Raw genomic sequence first — 19,127 nt, 5'->3', positions numbered from 1 at the left:
TCTCCTTGCCGATCGGGCCGCCGCTGAGTCGAACGGGCATGTACGCGCGAGGGTTCCGACCTGCGCAAACGCGACTGCTCATGCCTGACGGCCCCCGCAATCTTCGGGAAGGAAGCGTCGGCTACCGGAGGGAAAGCTTGTTGCCAGAAGCGGGGGTTTCTTTCCTGAGGAAGAAATGCAAACTCCGGCTCAGAGCTCGGGGAACCAGATCGCGATCTCGCGGGCGGCGGACTCCGGGGAGTCGGAGCCGTGGACGATGTTCTGCTGGACCTTGGTGCCCCAGTCGCGGCCGAGGTCGCCGCGGATGCTGCCGGGGGCCGCGTCGGTGGGGTTCGTCGCGCCGGCCATGGCGCGGAAGCCCGGGATGCCGCCCTCCCCCTCGATGACGACCGCCGTGACCGGGCCGGAGGACATGAACTCGAGCAGCGGCTCGAAGAACGGCTTGCCCTCGTGCTCGGCGTAGTGGGCGGCGAGCATCTCCCGGGTGGGCGTGAGGATGCGCAGGGCGACCAGCGCATACCCCTTGGCCTCGATCCGGCGCAGCACCTCCCCGGTGAGGCGACGGGCGAAGCCGTCGGGCTTGACGAGGACGAGCGAGCGCTCAGGCGCGGAGGATTCGGTCACCCGCACAGCCTAGCCACTGGCCGCGGCCGCCTCCCGCTCCGCCATCATCCGCTCGACCTTGTCCCCCTGGACCAGGCACATGACCCACAAGGCGGTGAACATCAGCCCCACGAACAGCATCATGGGCACGATCACGGCACTGGCGAGAGTCAGGACCTGGACAACCCATCCCAGCGGCAGTCCGAGCGGCCCCCGCAGCAACCCGGCGGCCACGATGCACAGACCCGCCAGGGCGAGCCCTCCGTAGAGATAGGTGTCCGCCGCGGAGTTCTCGTTCGCCATCGCGATTCCTCGGGCGACCATGGCACCGAGGCTGATCGAGATCGCCTGCCCCACGAGCACGGTCGCGAGCATGCGCCAGGTGAACTTGCCCAGCGTGCCGGTGAATCTGATCGCGGACCCGGATGCCATGTCTCTACGGTACGGGCGTGCGCAGCGCTCCCGGCACACCGCGGTCCGGCCGCATGCTCCGGCCGAACGACGGATGGCCGGGGGCGGCCCTGCTCGACACACTGGTGGTCTCATCGGACTGGAGGTCGTCATGAGGGCAGACGTCAGGCAGGCGGTCGTCGTCATCCACGGCATGGGCGAGCAACTGCCGCTCTCGACGCTGACCGGGTTCATCGATACCGCGCTCGCGCCCGGCGAGGACGGCACGCGGGTCTACTACTCCCGGCCGGAGTCGGTGACCGGGAGCTACGAGTCGCGGCGGTTCCTCGCGCCGCGATACCCCGCCGACCGGGACCAGCCGGAGTGGCATGCGCAGACCGACGTCTTCGAGTACCACTGGGCCGACAAGATGCAGGGCAACCGGCTCGACGACCTGTGGCCGACCTTCCGCCGGATCCTGTTGCAGTGGCCCACGCGCGTGCCGTACGGCCTCAAGGGCCTGTGGGTCATCGCCTGGGCCCTGATCCTGTGGACGGTCTGGGCCGTGCTGTGGGGCCCGTTCGAGGGCAAGGTCATCGGCGCGGACAACCCGCTGACCGAGGCGATCACCGCACTGGTCTCCGGTGGCCTGGTCGCCGCCGCGCTGTCCTACCTGTTCTCCCGGGTCCTCCCCCGGTGGCTCACCTCGAGCTTCGTCGACGTCGTGCGCTATCTCGACACCAGTCCGCGCTCGTATGCGGTTCGCCGGGACATCCGGAAAGGTCTGGTCGAGATGGTGCAGGCTCTGCACGACTCGACGGCCCCGCGGTATGACCGGATCGTCCTCGTCGGGCACAGCCTCGGGGCGTTCATCGCGTACGACGGGATCGCCTACCTGTGGGGGACGATGAACGCGAAGACGAGCCGGCGCACCGGGGAGCACGAGCTGGACGGCCTGCTCGAGCTCGAGCAGGCGGCGAGCGCCTTGCCGGACCGTCCGCCGGTCGACGACGGGTTGGTCGACGCGTACCAGGACGCCCAGCGGGGTCTGTGGTCGGGTATCCGGCGCCAGGGCAACCCTTGGCTCATCACCGACTTCATCAGCGCCGGCACGCCGATGTACTTCGCCGACCAGCTCCTGCACGGAAAAGGCGGCCGCTCTTTCGACGCGCGGATCGAGCGACGTGAGCTGCCGACCTGTCCGCCGCAGGACGAGGAGTCGGACTACAACAACATCCACCGCGACCGCGGCGTGACGCGGTTCTACTCGTGGCGCAAGACGTGGTGGACCGGGCGCAAGGGGGCACGGAAGAGATCGACGTATCGCGTGCTCTACGAGGGAGCGCCGTTCGCCGTCGTGCGCTGGACGAACCTGTACTTCCCCGTGAAGTGGGGGCTGTTCGGCGACTGGTTCGGCGGTTCGCTCGGGCCGCTGTTCGGAACCGGGATCAAGGACGTCGCCGTCACGGGCAACACGCAGGGCCGGCCCGGGACCAAGCCGTGGCGGCACCGGTTGATGCCGGCGGTGGCGCACTCGTACTACTTCCGCTTCCCGGAGGACGACGCCGAGGACTCGGTCGCGACGCAGATCAGGCAGGCTCTCGGGCTGGCGTCGACGTCGTGGCTGCGACCGGAGGCGGTGGCGGCTGATGACGAGACTGACGAGGCCGATGAGGCGGATGAGGCGGTTGAGACTGAGGAGGCGGATGAGACTGAGGATGCGGACGAGGCTGAGGAGGCCGACGAGACCGTGCCGTTCTGACCCCCGTGAGCCCGCGAAGGCGAGCGCGGGGCGCGGGAGCCGGCCCGCGCATACCCGGTCTGGGAAACCTGCTCAGTAGGCGATCGAGAACACCCAGGCAGCGATGGTGAGGACCACGCAGGTGATGAGCACGATGCCGATCAGGTTCAGGCCCAGGCCTCCTCGCACCATCTGGCCGATCGTGACATACCCGGAGCCGAAGGCGATGGCGTTCGGCGGGGTGGCGACCGGGAGCATGAACGCACAGGTGGCGGCGAGAGCGACGGGGATGGCGAGCAGGAGGGGGTCGGCGCCGATGCCGAGGGCTACGCCGCCCGCGACCGGGAGGAACGTCGCGGCCGTCGCGGTGTTGGACGTCAGCTCGGTGAGGAAGATGATGCCACCGGTGAGGATCACGAGCATGAGGACGACCGGCAGTCCGCCGAGCCCGGCGGTCTGCTCCCCGATCCATTCGGTCAGGCCGGATGAGCCGAACTGCGCCGAGAGCGCCAGCCCGCCGCCGAAGAGGAGCAGCACGCCCCACGGCAGCTTCTCGGCGGTGTGCCAGGGCAGGACCCGCACGCCACGCTGGGCACCCGCCGGCAGCACGAAGAGGAGGAAGGCGGCGACCATCGCGATGCCCGCATCGGTGATCGGCGTGTTGTCCGGCCAGATCAGCGGGGTCGTGACCCAGGCGACGGCGGCGAGAGTGAAGACGGCGGCGACACGCTTCTCCGCGGTCGAGGCCGGGCCGAGAATGCGGATCTCGTCGTCGATGAGACCGCGGCCGCCGGGGATCTCGTCGATCTCGGGCCGGAAGAGGACCTTGGTGAGGAGCGCCCAGGCGATAGCGAGGAAGACGGCCGCCAGCGGCAGTCCGACGAGCATCCACTGGCCGAAACCGATCGAGATTCCGTGCGCCTCGCGCAGGTAGCCGACGAGTAGCGTGTTCGGCGGGGTGCCGATGATCGTGGCGAGCGAGCCGATCGACGCGGCGTAGGCGATGCCGAGGATGAGCGCGGTGCCGAAGTCGGACTCGATGACGGCCGCACGGAGGCGTTGCTCTTCGTGGTCAGGGTCGGCGGGCGGCTCGGCGCTTGCGCTGATGTCGGTGACGAGGACGAGGACGGAGACGCCGATCGGGATCATCATGACCGCGGTGGCGGTGTTGGAGACCCACATCGACAGGAACGCCGTCGCGAGCATGAAGCCGGCGACCACCATCGGCGGTCGGGTGCCCATGGCGCGCACCGTGCGCAGGGCGATCCGGCGGTGCAGGTCCCAGCGCTGCATCGCCAGGGCGAGCATGAAGCCGCCCATGAACAAGAAGATGATGCTGTTGCCGTAGCTCGCGCCGACCGTATTGATGTCCACGTCACTGGCGATGGGGAACACGATGAGCGGCACGAGCGCCGTCGCGGGGATCGGGATCGCCTCGGTCATCCACCAGATGCCCATGAGCGTCGCGGTGGCGGCGGTGACCTTGGCCGCGGTGGCGAGGTCGTTCGGGAGGGCGGTGTAGACCAGGGCTGCGGCGAAGAGGCCTGCCGCGAGACCGATCCAGCGGATGCGGACCGTGTGGTGGTCGAGCGGGGTGTCGTGGTGGCCGGGCGCGCGCCGGGCCGCCTTCTCGCGAAGGTGGCGTCCGGTGGCCACGATGCTCTCCTTGGATCGTCACCTCAGTCTATTGAGACCTGGTCCGCTTCGGTATGCGGTGCGCCACTCCCCCAGTGGGCTCGGCGGTGGCGTGGCTCACCGAGGGCGGTCAGGTTGTTCTCCACATCGGTCGCCTGACGGGTTGCGTTTCGAACATGTGTTCGGTAATGTGTGGTCATGGAGATCCCCCGCAGCCTTGAAGAGCACCGTGAGGTGCTCGCTGTGGCGCGGGATGCGCTGGGCGTTCTGAACGAGGTGCTGTACCAGGCGGGGAGCGGCGAGTTGGGAGAGCTGCTCGGCGAGGTGGACGCGTTGGCGGCGGCCGCCGGTGGGGTGCGGCTGGAGGTCGTTCTCGAGGCGAAGCAGCGTGGAGTCATCGTCGAGGCGGGCAGAACCACGCGCGAGTGGGTGTGGGAGTACGCGCCGTCCCAGCGGCAGGCCGGGTGCGGCCAGCTCGCCACGCTCGTCGACAAGGTCGCCTCGAGCATGTGCGCCCGCGGGCTGGACGGTGAGGTCGGCTTCACGGATGCGGACTCACCGCTCGCGCTCGTGTGGGCCCGAGCGGTGACCGGTGAGGTGGCCCCGCCCCTCGCCTTGGCGGTGCTGAACGAGATGGGCAAGCTGAAGGACCGGCTCTTTCCCGAGGCCGTCCCGACCGTGACGACCGCGATGATGGACGCCGGCGTGTCGTTGGGTCGGGCCGCCCTGGGGGAGCTGCGGATCATGATGCTCGCCACCTACGGGCTCGCCGACGAGGTCGACGACGTCCAGAGGCGGCTGCGCCCGCACGCGTTCCTGTCAGCGCCGCAGGTGGAGTCCGGGGACCTGACGATCTACCGGATGGGGCTGACCCCCGAGCAGGCGACGATCTTCGAGGCCGCGCTGGGTCCGCTGGCCAAGCCTGACCCGAATCCGGAGACCGGTGACCGCGACCTGCGCAGCAACGGCCAGCGCCGCGCCGAGGCGCTCTTCGAGCTCGCGTCCCGGGCCGCGTCGACCAGCGCTGAGAAGAAGGACGGTCCCGCCGAGTCGACTTCGACCGTGTTCGTCACCGTCGGCCTCGACGAGCTGCGCAATCATCAGGGTGCCGGCGAGGTCCTCGCCTCGAGCGCCTCCGGGACGATGCTCGGCATCGAGACGCTGCGCAAGATGTGCTGCGATGCGGACCTCATCCCCGTGGTCCTCGGCGGCGACAGCGAGGCCCTCGACCTCGGACGGGTCGAGCGGCTCTTCACGAGGGCACAGCGCCGGGCGATCTGGCTGCGCGACCGGACCTGCACCTTCCCCGGCTGCACCGCACCGGGAGCGTGGACCCGCGTCCACCACGTCAGGCACTGGGTCGACGGCGGGTTGTCCGACCTCGATAACGCGGCGCTGCTCTGCCAGAGACACCACACCTATGTCCACGACAACCGGTTGGGGGCCGAGATTCGAAAAGTCCCCGACGAGAGCGGCAGATACGTGGTGTGGGACCTGCGGCACGGGAGCTATGACAGGGCCTCGGGCGGGCTGGACGGCCCGTCGTGGGCGGCGTGAGTTGTGGTTCAGACGCTCGTGACGCCGAGCAGCATGCGCACCTCGGCGGCGGTGACGACCGAGCCGGTGGCCAGGACCGCTCCCCCGACGCCGCCCTCGTCGGCCATGCCGGCTGCGACGTCGAGGGCGTCGGGCAGGTCGCGCACCACGGTGACGCGGTGGTCACCGAAGATCTCACCGGCGATCTGGCCGAGGGTCTCCGGCGCGGTGGCGCGCGGCGAGCTCGTGCGGGTGACGACGACGTGATCGAGCGCCGGCTCGAGGATCTCGAGCATCTCCGCCGCATCCTTGTCCGCGAAGATTGCGACGACGCCGACGAGGCGCACGAACGTGAACGAGTCGGACAGCGCCTCACGCAGCGCCGCCATCCCGTGCGGGTTGTGGGCCGCGTCCACGAGCACCGTCGGCGAGCGCCGCACGATCTCCAGACGACCGGGAGACTCGACCTTGGCCAGTGCGGCGGCGAGCACCTCGTGGTTGAGCTGCTGCGTTCCACCACCGAGGAAGGCCTCCACCGCGGCGACCGCGACCATGGCGTTGGCCGCCTGATGCCTCCCGAACAGCGACAGGACGACATCCTCGTAGTCACCGGCGAGTCCGCGCAGCGACAACAGCTGCCCCCCGACGGCGACCTCGCGGGTGAGGATGCCGAAGTCGATGCCTTCCCCGACGAGTCGGGCGTCGACTTCGCCGGCGCGGGCCCGGATGATCCCCCAGACGTCCTCGTGGGGCTGCAGCGCCGAGACGACGACCGCACCGGGCTTGACGATGCCGACCTTCTCCGCGGCGATTTCCTCCGGCGTGGTGCCGAGGAAGCGGGTGTGGTCGACGTCGACCGGGGTGATGACGGCGACGTCGGCGTCGATGACGTTCGTGGCGTCCCACGCACCGCCCATGCCGACCTCGACGACCGCGATGTCGATCGGCGCGTCCGCGAAGGCCGCGTAGGCGACGGCGACGACGACCTCGAAGTACGTCATCCGCGGTGCGCCGGTCTGCGCCGACTGCGCGTCCACCATCTCGATGAACGGGATGACCTCGTCGTAGGCGCGGATGAACGCCTCCTCCGAGATCGGCTCCCCCGCGATCGAGATCCGCTCCCGGATCGAGTGCAGGTGCGGCGAGGTGAAACGCCCCGTCTTCAGACCGGTCTCCCGAAGGATCGCCTCGATGATCCGAGCGGTCGACGTCTTGCCGTTCGTGCCGGTGATGTGGATCGACGGGAAGGACCGCTGCGGGTCGCCGAGCAGCTCCATGACCGCCTGGATCCGCTCCAGCGACGGCTCGAGGTCGTGCTCGGGCGTGCGGGCGAGGATCGCCTGCTCGACCTCACGCATCCGCTTGTGCAGGTCGAGCTGGCGAGCCGCCTCGCGTTGGGCGGCGTCGGGGCGTCCGGAAAGCGATGCCATCTGCGAGCGCCCCTCTCAGACCCGGGCCAGCGTGATCCGGACCCGCTCGTCCGCACCGACCGTCGCCTCCGTGACCCCGCCATCGGCAGCATCGTCAGCGGCAGGCAGGTCCTCCAGCGAGCCAGAGGCGCCGAACTGGCTGGCGAGGGTCTCCGAGACGATGAGGTCCCGGTGCGCGATCGTCGCATCGAGTACGGCCTCGCCGCCGGTCACGGTGAGCGAGATCCGGTCGCTGACGTCGAGCCCCGCGTCCTTGCGGGCCTGCTGCACCGCGCGGACGATGTCGCGCGCCAGACCCTCGCGGGCGAGCTCCGGGGTCACCTCGGCGTCGAGCACGACGAAGCCACCACCCGGCAACACCGACGTCAGGACCGAACCACCGTGGGAGTGGGCGTCGTCGACGACGGTCTCCAGTGCATACTCACCCTCCTGCAGTGCGATGCCGCCGGAGATGACGGTGCCGTCCTCGTCAACCGACCAGTCGCCCGACTTCGACCCGCGGATCGCCTGCTGGACGTCCTTGCCGAGGCGAGGACCGGCGGCGCGGGCGTTGACGGCGAGCCGCTGGACGATGCCGAAGTCGGTCTCGTGCGCGTTCTCGACGTCGACGACCGAGATCTCCTTGACATTGACCTCGTCGGCGACGATGCCGCGCAGCGGCTCCATCGCGTCCGCGGACGGCGTGACGAGCGTGAGCGCGGCCAGCGGCTGGCGGACCCGCAGGTTCTGCGCCTTGCGCAGCGACGACACCGTCGAGCACACGGTCTGGATGCGGTCCATCGCCTCGACGAGCTTGGGGTCGGTCGGGAACACGTCCGCCTCCGGCCAGTCGGTCAGGTGCACCGAGCGCTCGCCGGTCAGGCCACGCCAGATCTCCTCCGTGACGAGCGGCAGCAACGGCGCGGCGACCCGGCACACCGTCTCGAGGACGGTGTAGAGCGTGTCGAAGGCCTGCCGCGACGACTCGTCGACCTGCCCGTCGGCGGCCCAGAACCGGGCGCGGCCCCGGCGGATGTACCAGTTCGTCAGCAGCTCGAGGAACTCGCGGGTCAGGTCGCAGGCCCGCGCGATGTCGTAGACGTCCTGCGCGTCCTGCGACCCGCGCACGTAGTCGCCGAGCTTGGCGAGGATGTAGCGGTCCAGGTCGTGCGTGGAGTCGGTCGACCAGCGCGCCTCGTAGCCGGCGGCGTTCGCGTAGAGCGAGAAGAAGTACCACGAGTTCCACAGCGGGATGAGGGCCTGGCGGACGCCGCCGCGGATGAGCTCCTCGGTGACGATGAGGTTGCCGCCCCGCAGGATCGGGCTCGACATGAGGAACCAGCGCATCGCGTCGGCGCCGTCGCGGTCGAACACCTCGCGCACGTCCGGGTAGTTGCGCAGCGACTTGCTCATCTTCAGCCCGTCGTTGCCCAGGACGATGCCGTGGCTGACACAGGACTGGAACGCCGGCCGGTTGAACAGCGCGGTGCCGAGGATGTGCATCGTGTAGAACCAGCCACGGGTCTGGCCGATGTACTCGACGATGAAGTCGCCCGGGAAGTGGTGCTCGAACCACTCGGCGTTCGCGAACGGGTAGTGCACCTGCGCGAACGACATCGACCCCGACTCGAACCAGCAGTCGAAGACGTCCGTGACGCGGCGCATCGTGGACGTGCCGGTCGGGTCGTCCGGGTTGGGCCGGGTCAGCTCGTCGATGAACGGCCGGTGCAGGTCCGGCTCCCCGTTGTCGTTCAACGGCAGGCGGCCGAAGTCGCGCTCGATCTCCTCGAGCGAGCCGTAGACGTCGATGCGCGGGTACTCCGGGTTGTCCGACTTCCACACCGGGATCGGGCTCCCCCAGAACCGGTTGCGCGAGATCGACCAGTCGCGGGTGTTCTCCAGCCACTTGCCGAACTGGCCGTCCTTGACGTGACCCGGCACCCAGGTGATCTCCTGGTTGAGCGCGAGCATCTCGTCGCGGATCGTCGTCGTCGAGACGAACCAGCTCGAGACCGCCATGTAGATCAGGGGCTCGCGGCACCGCCAGCAGTGCGGGTAGGAGTGGTCGTAGGTCTCCCGGCGCAGCAGCACCGTCCCCGGCGTGATCGCGCCGGTGTCGACGTCGGCGGCCGTCGTGCCCTCAGGCAGCCGGCCGGCGTCGACGTGGGTGCGCGCCTTGAGGTGGTCGATGATCGGCAGGTTCGCGTCGAGGACGAGCATGTTCTCGTACTCGGTCACCGGGTAGGTGAAGCAGCCGTCGATCCCGACCGGGACGACGACCTCGATCCCCTCGCGGTCGGTGATCTGCTTGTCCTCCTCACCGAAGGCGCCGGCGGTGTGGACCAGGCCGGTGCCGTCCGTCGTCGTGACGAACTCGGCCGGCACGATCCGGAACGCGTTCTCGTGCCCGAGGTAGTAGTCCATCGGCGGGGCGTAGCGCCAGCCGAGGAGGTCCGAGCCCTGCAGCCGCTCGACGACGAGCTCCGACACATCGCCCTTGGCGTCGCCGGTGAACTCGCGGGCGTAGGCCTGCATCCGCTCGGTCGCGATGATGTAGCGCTCCGGGTTGCCGGTGGGGAGCGAGGACTCGACCACCGCATACTCGATGTCCTCGCCGACCATGATCGCGAGGTTGCAGGTCAAGGTCCACGGCGTCGTCGTCCACACGAGTACGTGCGCACCGGCCTGCGGACCGTCGACGAGGCGGCAGCCGATGGTGACGGCCGGGTCCTGGCGCATCTGGTAGACGTCCTCGTCCATGCGCAGCTCGTGGTTCGACAGCGGCGTCTGGTCGTTCCAGCAGTACGGCAGGACGCGGAAGCCCTCGTAGGCGAGACCCTTCTCGTGCAGCTGCTTGAAGGCCCAGATGACGCTCTCCATGTAGTCGACGTCGAGGGTCTTGTAGTCGTTGTCGAAGTCGACCCAGCGGGCCTGGCGGGTGACGTAGTCGCGCCACTCGTTCGTGTACTGGAACACCGACTCGCGGCACTTCTCGTTGAACGCCGAGATGCCCATCTCGCGGATCTCGTCGGTCGTCTTGATGCCGAGCTGGCTCATCGCCTCGAGCTCGGCCGGCAGACCGTGGGTGTCCCAGCCGAAACGGCGCTCGACCCGGCGGCCACGCATCGTGAAGTAGCGCGGAACGACGTCCTTGACGTACCCGGTCAGCAGGTGCCCGTAGTGCGGCAGGCCGTTGGCGAACGGCGGGCCGTCATAGAAGACGAACTCGTTGTCGCCGTTCTCCCCCGCGTCGCGGTTCTCGACCGAGGCGATGAACGTCCCGTCCGCGTCCCAGTACTTCAGCACCGCCTGCTCGACGGCGGGGAAGGACGGCGCGGACGGCACGGCCTGCGTGGATCCGTCGAAAACATGGGACACTTTGGGATAGGCCATGGCGAGGGATCTCCTGTATGCGGTGGTCGGGTCGGTCGAGGACGACGCTCCGCTCGAGATCGTCGAGCAGGACACCGCGGTACCACCTCGCTTGCCGGAGCGAGATCTCTCCGGCCGCTCATTGGAGGCTGTGACGGGCCACCCGTCCGGGTCTAGTGAGGCGCCCCACCCTTGTGATCGAGAGCAGGGACGCCCGTTCTTCCGGAAGCTCGCCGCTGATGACGGCTCGAACGCCTGTGGGTCGAAAGTGTACTTGCCCACACCGCCGGCACCGAAACCAGCGGGCGGCGCGAGGGGCCGGCCGACTCAGCCTCGGGACCGGTATGCCGTGGCTCGGTGGGCGATCCGGACCACGAGAACACTCCCGTCGGCCTCGACGATCCGGTAGAGGATCCGGTAGTCCCCTCGCCGTGCGCTGTGCAGGCCGTCCAGTTCCCCGCCCGACGGCCTTCCCACCCGGTGCGGGTTCTGCGCCAGCAGCCTGGCGCAGAACTCGAGGATGCCCGGCACGACGCGATGCGGCAGAAGAGCGAGGTCACGCTGAGCGGCCGATGCGAGGACGACCTCCCACGTCACGGGGCCGTTGCCCCCAGTCCGGGACCACGTCGCTCCGTGGCCATCTCCGCCTTGAGCTGATCGACAGTCACGGTCCGGCCGGCCGCGTAGTCGGCGTCCGCCTCAGCGATGGCGTCGCGAATTCCCGGCACCGACAGCCAATGGAGCGTCTCCTGCAGCGCCTCCCACTCGTCGGCACTGATGAGAACCGCAGCCGGCGTGCCGTTCCGGGTGATCGTCACGTGCTCACCCGTCGTCACGACCTCATCGACGAGTTCGCTGAGGCGGGCCTTGGCGGCGCTGATCGGGAGTGTCTGCATCCCCCTACGATAGACCACAATTCTGGTCTATTCATGAATCGCGGCTGGTCCCGCACCCGTCCCGGCTCCGCTACAGTGAGCCGTAGGTCCTTCGGGACCACCACGTGCACCCGCTGAGGGGAAGCCCGGTCCAAGTCCGGCACTGACCCGCAGCCGTAGGTCCACGCTCCGCCCCGGCGGACGCGGACGAGTCGGAATGCCTCGGCAGGTGCAAGCGGCTCTTCTTACCGTCGAGGAATGCGGGACGAGCCCGGTCTTTCGCTCGTATGCGCGTGCGACTAGGCGGGGTCCGTCACGGATCCGCTAGCGAAAGGCATGGTCTCCATGACCACCTCCACCCTCCGCCGCGCACCTGTGGCGACCCGCACGACTGCGGCTGTCGCCCTCGCGGCCGGACTGACCCTCACCGGCGCACTCACGACGAATGCGTCGGCCGAGACTCTCCCCGAACCCGGGACGTCCGCCGCCTACTACCTCCAGCAGCAGCTCGAGGCCGGCGGCAGCCACTTCTCCCTCGAGACGGACTTCGGCACCTCCGTCGACTACGGGGTGACCGCCGACGCCGTGCTCGCCCTCGCCGCCGCCGGCACCGGACAGGCCGAGGCCCGCCAGGCGACCGACTACCTCGCCGCCAACGTCGTCAACTACATCGGCTTCGGCGACCCGAACGAGATCTACGCCGGCTCGGTCGCCAAGCTCGTCAACGTGGCCCTCGTCCAGGGCCTTGACCCGAGCGACTTCGGCGGCACCGACCTCCTCGGCACCCTGCAGTCCCTCGAGACCGAGACCGGCCGGTTCAGCGACGACTCCCAGTGGGGCGACTTCTCCAACACCTTCGGGCAGTCGCTCGCGCTCATCGGCCTCGAGCGCGCGGGGATCGAGCCCAGCCCGGAGTCGGTCGCCTTCCTCGGCGAGCAGCAGTGCCCCGGCGGCGGCTTCCAGCTGTACATGGACGACAGCCCCTGCACCGACGCCGCGAACAGCGACCCGGACGCCACAGCGCTCGCCGTCCAGGCCCTCATCGCCGTCGGCGGACCGGCCGACAGCATCGAGGCCGGCCTCGACTTCCTCGCCTCGGCGCAGGGTGCTGACGGAGGAGTCGGCGGAGGCGCCCCCCAGACCGCACCGAACGCCAACAGCACCGGGCTCGCCGGCCAGGCCTTCGTCGCGGGTGGGCGCACGGCCGAGGCGGAGCTGGCCGGCGCATACATCTCGGGGCTGCAGTACGGCTGCACCTTCCCCGACGCGCTGCGCGGCGGCATCGCCTACGACCCGGCCGCCTACGCCGTCCAGGAGGCCGCCGGCGCCGAGGCGACGCCGATCGACCAGGACCGGCGCTCGACGACCCAGGCGCTCCTCGCGCTCGCGGGCACCCCGCTGTTCGAGGTGACCGCCGAGGGCGCCGCCGACACGGCTCCGGCCCCGACCTGCGCGTCCGAGCCCGGGCCGACCGGCACCCCGACCGACGAGCCCACCGACGGTGCCGCGCCGACCGCCGCACCGATCGTCACCGGTCCGGTGGTCGAGACCGACCTGCCGCAGGCGACCTCCATCCCGGTGTCGGCGCTCGCCCTCGCCGGGCTGCTCGTCCTGGCCGGCGGGGGTGCGGCCGCAGCCACCGCACGGCGCGGCGCCCACCGATGACCGCGCGGCTGACTTCTGCGCGGCGTGGGTCAAGCGCGCTCGCGGCCCTCGCGCTGGCGGGCGGCGGCGTCCTCGTCGCCGCGCCGCCGGCGCAGGCGGCCGCGTGCGAGTCGACCGCGAGCGGCGTCACCGTCGTCGTGACGTACCCGAACGGCAGCACGAGCGTGCGCTGCTCCCCCGGCGACCCGGGTAGCGGCGCGGCTGCCCTGACGGGTGCCGGGTTCGCCGTCACCCAGGTGCAGACCCAGCCCGGGTTCGTGTGCCGGATCGACGGCGCGCCCGCCTCCGACCCGTGCGTGCGAACGCCGCCGACCAGCGCCTACTGGTCCTACTGGTATGCGCAGCCCGGCGGCTCGTGGACCTACAGCTCGGCCGGTGGTTTCGGCCGCAACCCGGCACCGGGCACGGTCGAGGGCTGGTCGTTCGGGGCCGGCGCGCCCCCGGCGGTGGCGCCACCGGCGGTCTCCGCACCGGCGCCGAAGCCGGCGCCGGCACCCTCGCCGAAGCCCGCCCCCGCGCCGAAGCCGAGCACGACGAGCCCGAAGCCGTCGACCTCGTCGAGCGCACCACGTCCGTCGACGAGCTCGTCCTCTTCGAGCAGCAGCAGGTCGAGCAGCAGCGGCTCGACCAGCAGCGGCACTGCGGCGCCGGCCGGTTCCGCTGCCACGGCCACCTCGTCGCCGTCGCCCTCGTCGGCGAGCACGTCGGCGTCGCCCACGACGTCGCCCGACCCGACCACCGCGACGCCCACGGCGCCGACGACCGAGGCAACGACCGAGACCGAGACCGAGCTCGCCGCAGGGACTCTCCCCGGCTCCGGAGCCGGGGGTGGGTCATCGACTGCCGCAGGCCCGGAGTCGATGCTGCCGACCCTCGCCGGGCTCGGCGTGGTCGGGGCACTACTCGGCACCGCCGGCTGGATGGGGTGGCGACGACGCGCAGCAGCCTGAGCACCCTCGCGAACGCGACGTTCGCGGCCCTCCCCCGCCCGCTGCACCCCGCGGCGTGGTGGGGGTGGGCGCTCTCGCTCGCCGTCGTCGCCAGTGTGACGACGAACCCGCTGCTGCTCCTGCTGATCGTCGCCGTCCTCGTCCTCGTCGTCACGTCCCGCCGCGGTGACTCGCCCTTCGCGCGCGCGTTCCGGTACTACCTCGTCCTCGGCGGCGTCATCATCGCCATCCGCGTGGTCCTGCACATCCTCGTCGGGCTCAAGACCGGCACGATCCTCCTGTTCAGCCTGCCCGAGCTCGAGCTGCCGTCGTGGGCCGCCGGCATCACCCTGGGCGGCCCGGTCTACCTCGAGGGTCTGCTCCGCGCGATGGTCGAGGGTCTGCGGCTCGCGACGATCATCGCCTGCATCGGCGCCGCCAACGCCCTCGCCAACCCCAAGCGATTGCTCCGCGCCTTCCCCGGGGCGCTGCACGACATCGGCACCGCCCTCGTCGTCGCCGTCAGCGTCGCCCCCCAGCTGGCCGAGAGCGTCGTGCGGGTCATGCGCGCCCGCACCCTGCGCGGCGACCACCGTCGCGGGCTCCGCGGCCTGCGGCACATCGCGATCCCCGTCCTGCACGACACCCTGGAGCGCTCGATCCAGCTCGCCGCCTCGATGGACGCCCGCGGCTACGGCCGCCGCGACCACGCCACCCCGGCCGCCGAGCGGGTCACCACCGCGCTCACCCTCGGCGGGCTCGTCGTCGCGATGCTCGGGCTCTACGGGGTGTTCACGACGGTCGGGTTCAGCGTGCTCTCGTGGCCACTGCTCGCCGCGGGTCTTCTCGTCACCTGGGCCGGACTCAGGCGGGCGGGCCGGCTGGTCCGGCGCACCGCATACCGACCCGATCCGTGGGCGGCGCCGGAGTGGCTGACCGTGGTGAGCGGGATGGTGGTCGTCGCGGCCGTTCTCGCGGTGCGGCGGAGCACTCCCGACGCTCTGACCATGCCGCTCGAACCGCTCGGCTGGCCGGCGCTGCCGCCGCTCGCGGTGCTGGGCCTGCTCGTCGCCGCCGCGCCCGCGGTCCTCACCCCGCCGCCCAGGACCGCCCGCGCGGTCCCGCGGACCCGGGAGCCGCAGGAGGTGGCGGCATGACGCTGATCCGGCTCGAGGACGTCACGCTCACCTACGGCGACAGCCTGGGCGACGAGCTCGCCGCTCAGCCGACGCTGCGCGACGTGCGCCTGCAGGTCGAGGAGGGCGAGCTCGTGCTCGTCATCGGCCCGACCGGCTCGGGCAAGTCGACGCTGCTCGGCCTGCTCGGCGGACACGTGCCGCACTTCACCGGCGGGCTGCTGCGCGGCCGGGTCGAGGTCGCCGGGCGCGACCTGCGCGAGCACCGGCCGCGTGACCTCGCCGACGTCGTCGGGGTCGTCGGGCAGAACCCGCTGGCGGGCTTCGTCACCGACACCGTCGAGGAGGAGCTCGCGTATGCGATGGAACAGATCGGCCTGCCCCCTGCGGTCATGCGCAAGAGGGTCGAGGAGACCCTCGACCTGCTCGGTATCGCCGAGCTGCGTCACGCGAGCCTGCGTGACCTGTCCGGCGGTCAGCAGCAGCGGGTCGCCATCGGGTCGGTCCTGACCGCCCATCCACGGATCCTCGTCCTCGACGAGCCGACCTCGGCCCTCGACCCGACCGGCGCCGAGGACGTCCTCGCGGCGCTCTCCCGGCTCGTCCACGACCTCGGGGTGACCGTCGTCGTCGCCGAGCACCGGATCGAGCGGGTCATCCACCTCGCGGACTCGATCATCGAGGTCGGCGCCACGGGGACGGTCCGGCACGGCTCGCCCGCCGAGATCATGGCCGACGCCCGGGTCGCCCCGCCCGTCGTCGAGCTGGCCCGGCTGCTGCACTGGTCCCCGGTGCCGCTGTCGATCCGCGACGCTCGCCGCCGCGCCGCCCGCGACGGCTCCGCCCTCCCCTCGGTCGAGAGCGCGCCCGTCGAGAGTCCACGACCCGCGTCGACCGCCGTCAGCGCCGAGCGGCTCGTCGTCCGCTATGGCGACGTCCCCGCGGTCTCGGACGTCACGGTCGGCTTCGACACCGGCACGGTCAGCGTGATCATGGGCCGCAACGGCGCCGGCAAGTCCTCGCTGCTGTGGGCCATCCAGGGCTCCGGTCCGCGCACGTCCGGCACGGTGCGACTCGGCACGCCGGGCTCCACCGTCCCGCACCGCGGTGACCCGGCCGATCTCCCGCCCGCCGAGCGTCGCCGCGCGATCACCCTCGTCCCCCAGTCGGCGAGCGACCTGCTCTACCTCGAGACCGTCGCGTCCGAGTGCGACCAGGCCGACGCCGAGAGCGGCGCCGCCCCGGGCACCTGCGCCGGGCTGCTCGGCGCGATGGTCCCCGGCATCGACCCGGCGAGCCATCCGCGCGACCTGTCCGAAGGCCAGCGCCTCGCCCTCGTGCTCGCGGTGCAGCTGACCGGCGAGCCGGGCGTCGTCATGCTCGACGAGCCGACCCGCGGCCTGGACTACCCCGCCAAGGCCGCACTGACCCGCGTGCTCCGCGACATGGTCGTGGCCGGACGGTGCGTCGTCGTCTCCACCCACGACGTCGAGTTCGCCGCCGGTGTCGCCGACCGGGTGCTCGTCATGGCCGAGGGAGAGGTCGTCGCCGACGGGGACCCGCACGAGATCCTCGTCTCCTCGCCGGCGTTCGCGCCCCAGGTCAGCAAGGTCCTCGCCCCCGCCCCGTGGCTGACCGTCGACGACGTCCGGGCCGCACTCGTCGAGGCGGGTGCGTCCCGATGACGGTCACCCGCCCTCAGAGCACCACCTCGGCTGCGCCTCCGCGCGCGACCCCAGCCGTGCCTCCGTCGTCCCCGTCGCGCCCGTCCCGCACCCGCCTGGTCCACCTTCACCTCAGCGCCCGCCTCTCGATCGCCCTGGTCAGCCTGGTCGGGCTCGCGTCCTTCCTCTGGCCGCTGCTCGTCACCCCCGGCTCCGGCCTCGACGACGCGGCGACCGCGCCGCTCATCCTCGCCGCGCTGCTCCCGCTCTTCGTCGTCGTCGTCCTCGCCGAGATCGCCCGTGGCGGCTTCGACGTCAAGGCGATCGCCATGCTCGGCGTCCTCTCCGCCGTCGGCGCCGTCCTGCGGCCGCTCGGCGCGGGCACCGCGGGCCTGGAGACCGTCTTCTTCCTCATCATCCTCGCCGGCCGGGTCTACGGTCCGGGCTTCGGCTTCGTGCTCGGCTCCACCACCCTGCTCGGCTCGGCGCTCCTCACCGGCGGCGTCGGGCCGTGGCTGCCGTTCCAGATGATGGCCGCGGCCTGGGTGGGTCTCGGCGCGGGACTGTTGCCACGCCTGAGGGGCAGGGCCGAGATCGGGATGCTCGTCGCATACGGGATCGTCGCCGCCCTGGCGTACGGCCTGCTGATGAACTTCTCCTTCTGGCCGTTCGCCGTCGGCCTCGAGACCCAGCTGTCCTACGAGGCCGGCGCACCCGTCGTCGAGAACCTCCAGCGCTTCGTCCTCTTCACCCTGGTCACCTCGCTCGGCTGGGACATCGGGCGCGCCGTGACGAACTCCCTCGCCATCCTCCTCGTCGGCCCCGCGGTCCTGTCCGCCCTGCGGCGGATCGCCCGCCGCGCGGCCTTCGACCGCGCTCCCACCCCGGCGGACTCCGCCTGACCACGACCCGCCTGGTAGGAATGTGCCCATGAGCTTCGGCAGCAGTGGCTTCGCGGGCGACGACTACACCGGCGGCGTTGACGTCGAACGTCGCGAGGGATGGCTGAGCCGCGAGGACCTCGAGTCGATGCGCGGCCGGATGCCGATCCTCTACGTCGACGCCGTGCCGATCCGGGTCGACGGTTCCGGAGCAGTCACCGCGGTCGGCCTGCTCCTGCGGGCGCGCGACGACGGCACGATCGCCCGTGAGCTCGTCTCAGGCCGGGTGCTCTACCACGAGCGGGTCCGCGACGCCCTCATGCGTCACCTCGAGAAGGACCTCGGCCCCGTCGCGCTCCCCCAGGTGCCCCCGAGCCCGCAGCCGTTCACCGTCGCGGAGTACTTCCCGACACCCGGCGTCACACCGTTCCACGACCCGCGCCAGCACGCCGTCTCGCTCGCCTTCATCGTGCCCGTCGCCGGCGACTGCGCACCGCAGCAGGACGCCCTCGACCTGTCCTGGCTCACGCCGCAGGAGGCGCTCATGGTCGGCATCCTCGAGGAGATGCCGGGCGGGCACGGGGTCCTGCTGCGCCAGGCGCTCAGCCACCTCGGCTACGCCGTCTGAGGCGGCATTCCTACAGGGTGTCGTCCTGCAGCGACTCGGCTACTGCGTGCGCGTCAGCGTGACCTCGACGTCGTCCTCGACGACGAGCAGGTTGACGTCGAAGCCGTTGCCGCGGGCGATGATCGCTCCCGAGGCCACCTCGGTGCTGTACTGGTCGCTCGTGCCGGGAAGGAACTCGTAGCCCGCCGCGGGCAGCTCGGTCCGGTAGAACACGAAGGCCTCGGCCCCGGACGGCACCGTGAACATGACGTTGGCGTTGTCGTCGGTCACCGTCGGGTCGCCGAGGATCGTCAGCTCCGGCGGAACCGGGAAGTCCAGCGGCAGCAGCTCGGCGAGGGCGGCCGCATCGCGCCCGGCCGGGGTGGCCGTCCCGCCGGGGGCCGCAGTCGTCGGCGCAGCCGTCGCCGTCTCGGTGGGCTCGGCGCTCGGCTCCGTCGTCGGGGACTCGGTCGCCGTCTCGGTCGGGGTGGGGGTCGCCGTCTCGCTCGCCGTCGTCGCGGGCGTGCTCGGGACCGGCTCGGGCTCATCCCCGGAGCACGCCGTGAGCCCAGCGACCAGGACGAGGGCCGAGGTGGCGACGGCACGGCGCAGCAGGACGGGACGCGTCATGACCCCATGGTCACACCCGTCACACGGATCACAAAGTCCCCACGCCGCGCGTGA

16 protein-coding genes and 1 riboswitch are annotated in these 19,127 nt (G+C 71.1%); of the genes, 7 read left to right on the top strand and 9 right to left on the bottom strand.

The features are described 5' to 3' along the window. Window positions 1–189: 189 nt before the first annotated feature. Window positions 190–624 carry a nucleoside-diphosphate kinase gene (gene ndk, locus GA707_RS14595; RefSeq protein WP_152179172.1) on the bottom strand — a complete coding sequence of 145 codons (435 nt, stop codon included), beginning with the start codon at window positions 622–624 and terminating at the stop codon, window positions 190–192. Window positions 625–633: 9 nt separating this feature from the next. Further along, window positions 634–1,035, bottom strand: a complete 402-nt coding sequence (locus GA707_RS14590; protein ID WP_152179171.1) for a DUF4233 domain-containing protein — start codon at window positions 1,033–1,035, stop codon at window positions 634–636. 130 nt (window positions 1,036–1,165) lie between these two features. Between GA707_RS14590 and GA707_RS14585 the strand changes: the two genes are divergently transcribed. Then, window positions 1,166–2,755 carry a hypothetical protein gene (locus GA707_RS14585; protein ID WP_152179170.1) on the top strand — a complete coding sequence of 530 codons (1,590 nt, stop codon included), beginning with the start codon at window positions 1,166–1,168 and terminating at the stop codon, window positions 2,753–2,755. Window positions 2,756–2,827: 72 nt separating this feature from the next. Here GA707_RS14585 and GA707_RS14580 read toward each other — a convergent pair whose 3' ends face one another. Beyond that, the gene (locus tag GA707_RS14580; RefSeq protein ID WP_226963818.1) at window positions 2,828–4,390 is read right to left on the bottom strand and encodes a DASS family sodium-coupled anion symporter; all 1,563 of its coding nucleotides are present in this window, start codon (window positions 4,388–4,390) and stop codon (window positions 2,828–2,830) included. Between the two features lie 177 nt (window positions 4,391–4,567). Between GA707_RS14580 and GA707_RS14575 the strand changes: the two genes are divergently transcribed. Further along, on the top strand, window positions 4,568–5,926 hold the full coding sequence (locus tag GA707_RS14575; protein ID WP_152179168.1) for an HNH endonuclease signature motif containing protein: 1,359 nt from the start codon (window positions 4,568–4,570) through the stop codon (window positions 5,924–5,926). An 8-nt stretch (window positions 5,927–5,934) separates the two neighbouring features. Here GA707_RS14575 and GA707_RS14570 read toward each other — a convergent pair whose 3' ends face one another. The 4 genes from GA707_RS14570 to GA707_RS14555 form a co-directional block, all read right to left on the bottom strand. Beyond that, the gene (locus GA707_RS14570; protein WP_152179167.1) at window positions 5,935–7,335 is read right to left on the bottom strand and encodes a folylpolyglutamate synthase/dihydrofolate synthase family protein; all 1,401 of its coding nucleotides are present in this window, start codon (window positions 7,333–7,335) and stop codon (window positions 5,935–5,937) included. A gap of 15 nt (window positions 7,336–7,350) precedes the next feature. Beyond that, window positions 7,351–10,707: an isoleucine--tRNA ligase gene (ileS, locus tag GA707_RS14565; protein WP_152179166.1), complete on the bottom strand. Its 3,357-nt coding sequence runs from the start codon at window positions 10,705–10,707 to the stop codon at window positions 7,351–7,353. Between the two features lie 306 nt (window positions 10,708–11,013). Beyond that, complete coding sequence (locus GA707_RS14560; protein ID WP_152179165.1) at window positions 11,014–11,283, bottom strand: type II toxin-antitoxin system RelE/ParE family toxin; 270 nt, start codon at window positions 11,281–11,283, stop codon at window positions 11,014–11,016. Next, window positions 11,280–11,582: a type II toxin-antitoxin system Phd/YefM family antitoxin gene (locus GA707_RS14555; RefSeq protein ID WP_152179164.1), complete on the bottom strand. Its 303-nt coding sequence runs from the start codon at window positions 11,580–11,582 to the stop codon at window positions 11,280–11,282. The genes GA707_RS14560 and GA707_RS14555 overlap by 4 nt, the downstream gene beginning before the upstream one ends. A gap of 116 nt (window positions 11,583–11,698) precedes the next feature. Further along, window positions 11,699–11,784, top strand: a riboswitch (cobalamin riboswitch). 122 nt (window positions 11,785–11,906) lie between these two features. On the opposite strand from GA707_RS14555, the gene GA707_RS14550 reads away from it, so the two are divergent. Then, window positions 11,907–13,226, top strand: coding sequence for a peptidase (locus tag GA707_RS14550; RefSeq protein WP_152179163.1), 1,320 nt, complete (start codon window positions 11,907–11,909; stop codon window positions 13,224–13,226). Between the two features lie 361 nt (window positions 13,227–13,587). Here GA707_RS14550 and GA707_RS20915 read toward each other — a convergent pair whose 3' ends face one another. Beyond that, complete coding sequence (locus tag GA707_RS20915) at window positions 13,588–14,136, bottom strand: hypothetical protein (RefSeq protein WP_193315358.1); 549 nt, start codon at window positions 14,134–14,136, stop codon at window positions 13,588–13,590. A gap of 15 nt (window positions 14,137–14,151) precedes the next feature. Between GA707_RS20915 and GA707_RS14545 the strand changes: the two genes are divergently transcribed. From GA707_RS14545 to GA707_RS14530, 4 genes are read left to right on the top strand one after another with little or no spacing between them, the layout of a single operon-like run. Beyond that, window positions 14,152–15,312: an energy-coupling factor transporter transmembrane component T gene (locus GA707_RS14545; RefSeq protein ID WP_226963817.1), complete on the top strand. Its 1,161-nt coding sequence runs from the start codon at window positions 14,152–14,154 to the stop codon at window positions 15,310–15,312. Next, window positions 15,309–16,976 (top strand): ABC transporter ATP-binding protein, encoded by a 1,668-nt coding sequence (locus tag GA707_RS14540; RefSeq protein WP_152179162.1) that lies wholly within the window; start codon window positions 15,309–15,311, stop codon window positions 16,974–16,976. Before GA707_RS14545 ends, GA707_RS14540 begins: the two co-directional genes overlap by 4 nt. Then, on the top strand, window positions 16,973–17,857 hold the full coding sequence (locus tag GA707_RS14535) for an ECF transporter S component (RefSeq protein ID WP_193315347.1): 885 nt from the start codon (window positions 16,973–16,975) through the stop codon (window positions 17,855–17,857). Before GA707_RS14540 ends, GA707_RS14535 begins: the two co-directional genes overlap by 4 nt. Window positions 17,858–17,885: 28 nt before the next feature. Further along, window positions 17,886–18,464, top strand: a complete 579-nt coding sequence (locus tag GA707_RS14530) for an NUDIX hydrolase family protein (RefSeq protein WP_152179161.1) — start codon at window positions 17,886–17,888, stop codon at window positions 18,462–18,464. A 39-nt stretch (window positions 18,465–18,503) separates the two neighbouring features. On the opposite strand, the gene GA707_RS20910 is transcribed toward GA707_RS14530, so the two are convergent. After that, window positions 18,504–19,073: a hypothetical protein gene (locus GA707_RS20910; protein WP_193315346.1), complete on the bottom strand. Its 570-nt coding sequence runs from the start codon at window positions 19,071–19,073 to the stop codon at window positions 18,504–18,506. Window positions 19,074–19,127 lie beyond the last annotated feature (54 nt).

This window comes from Nostocoides sp. F2B08 (assembly GCF_009184895.1).
Classification (GTDB): domain Bacteria; phylum Actinomycetota; class Actinomycetes; order Actinomycetales; family Dermatophilaceae; genus F2B08.
Note: the sequence above shows the minus strand (reverse complement) of the source record. Positions and strands in the feature narration are given on the sequence as shown.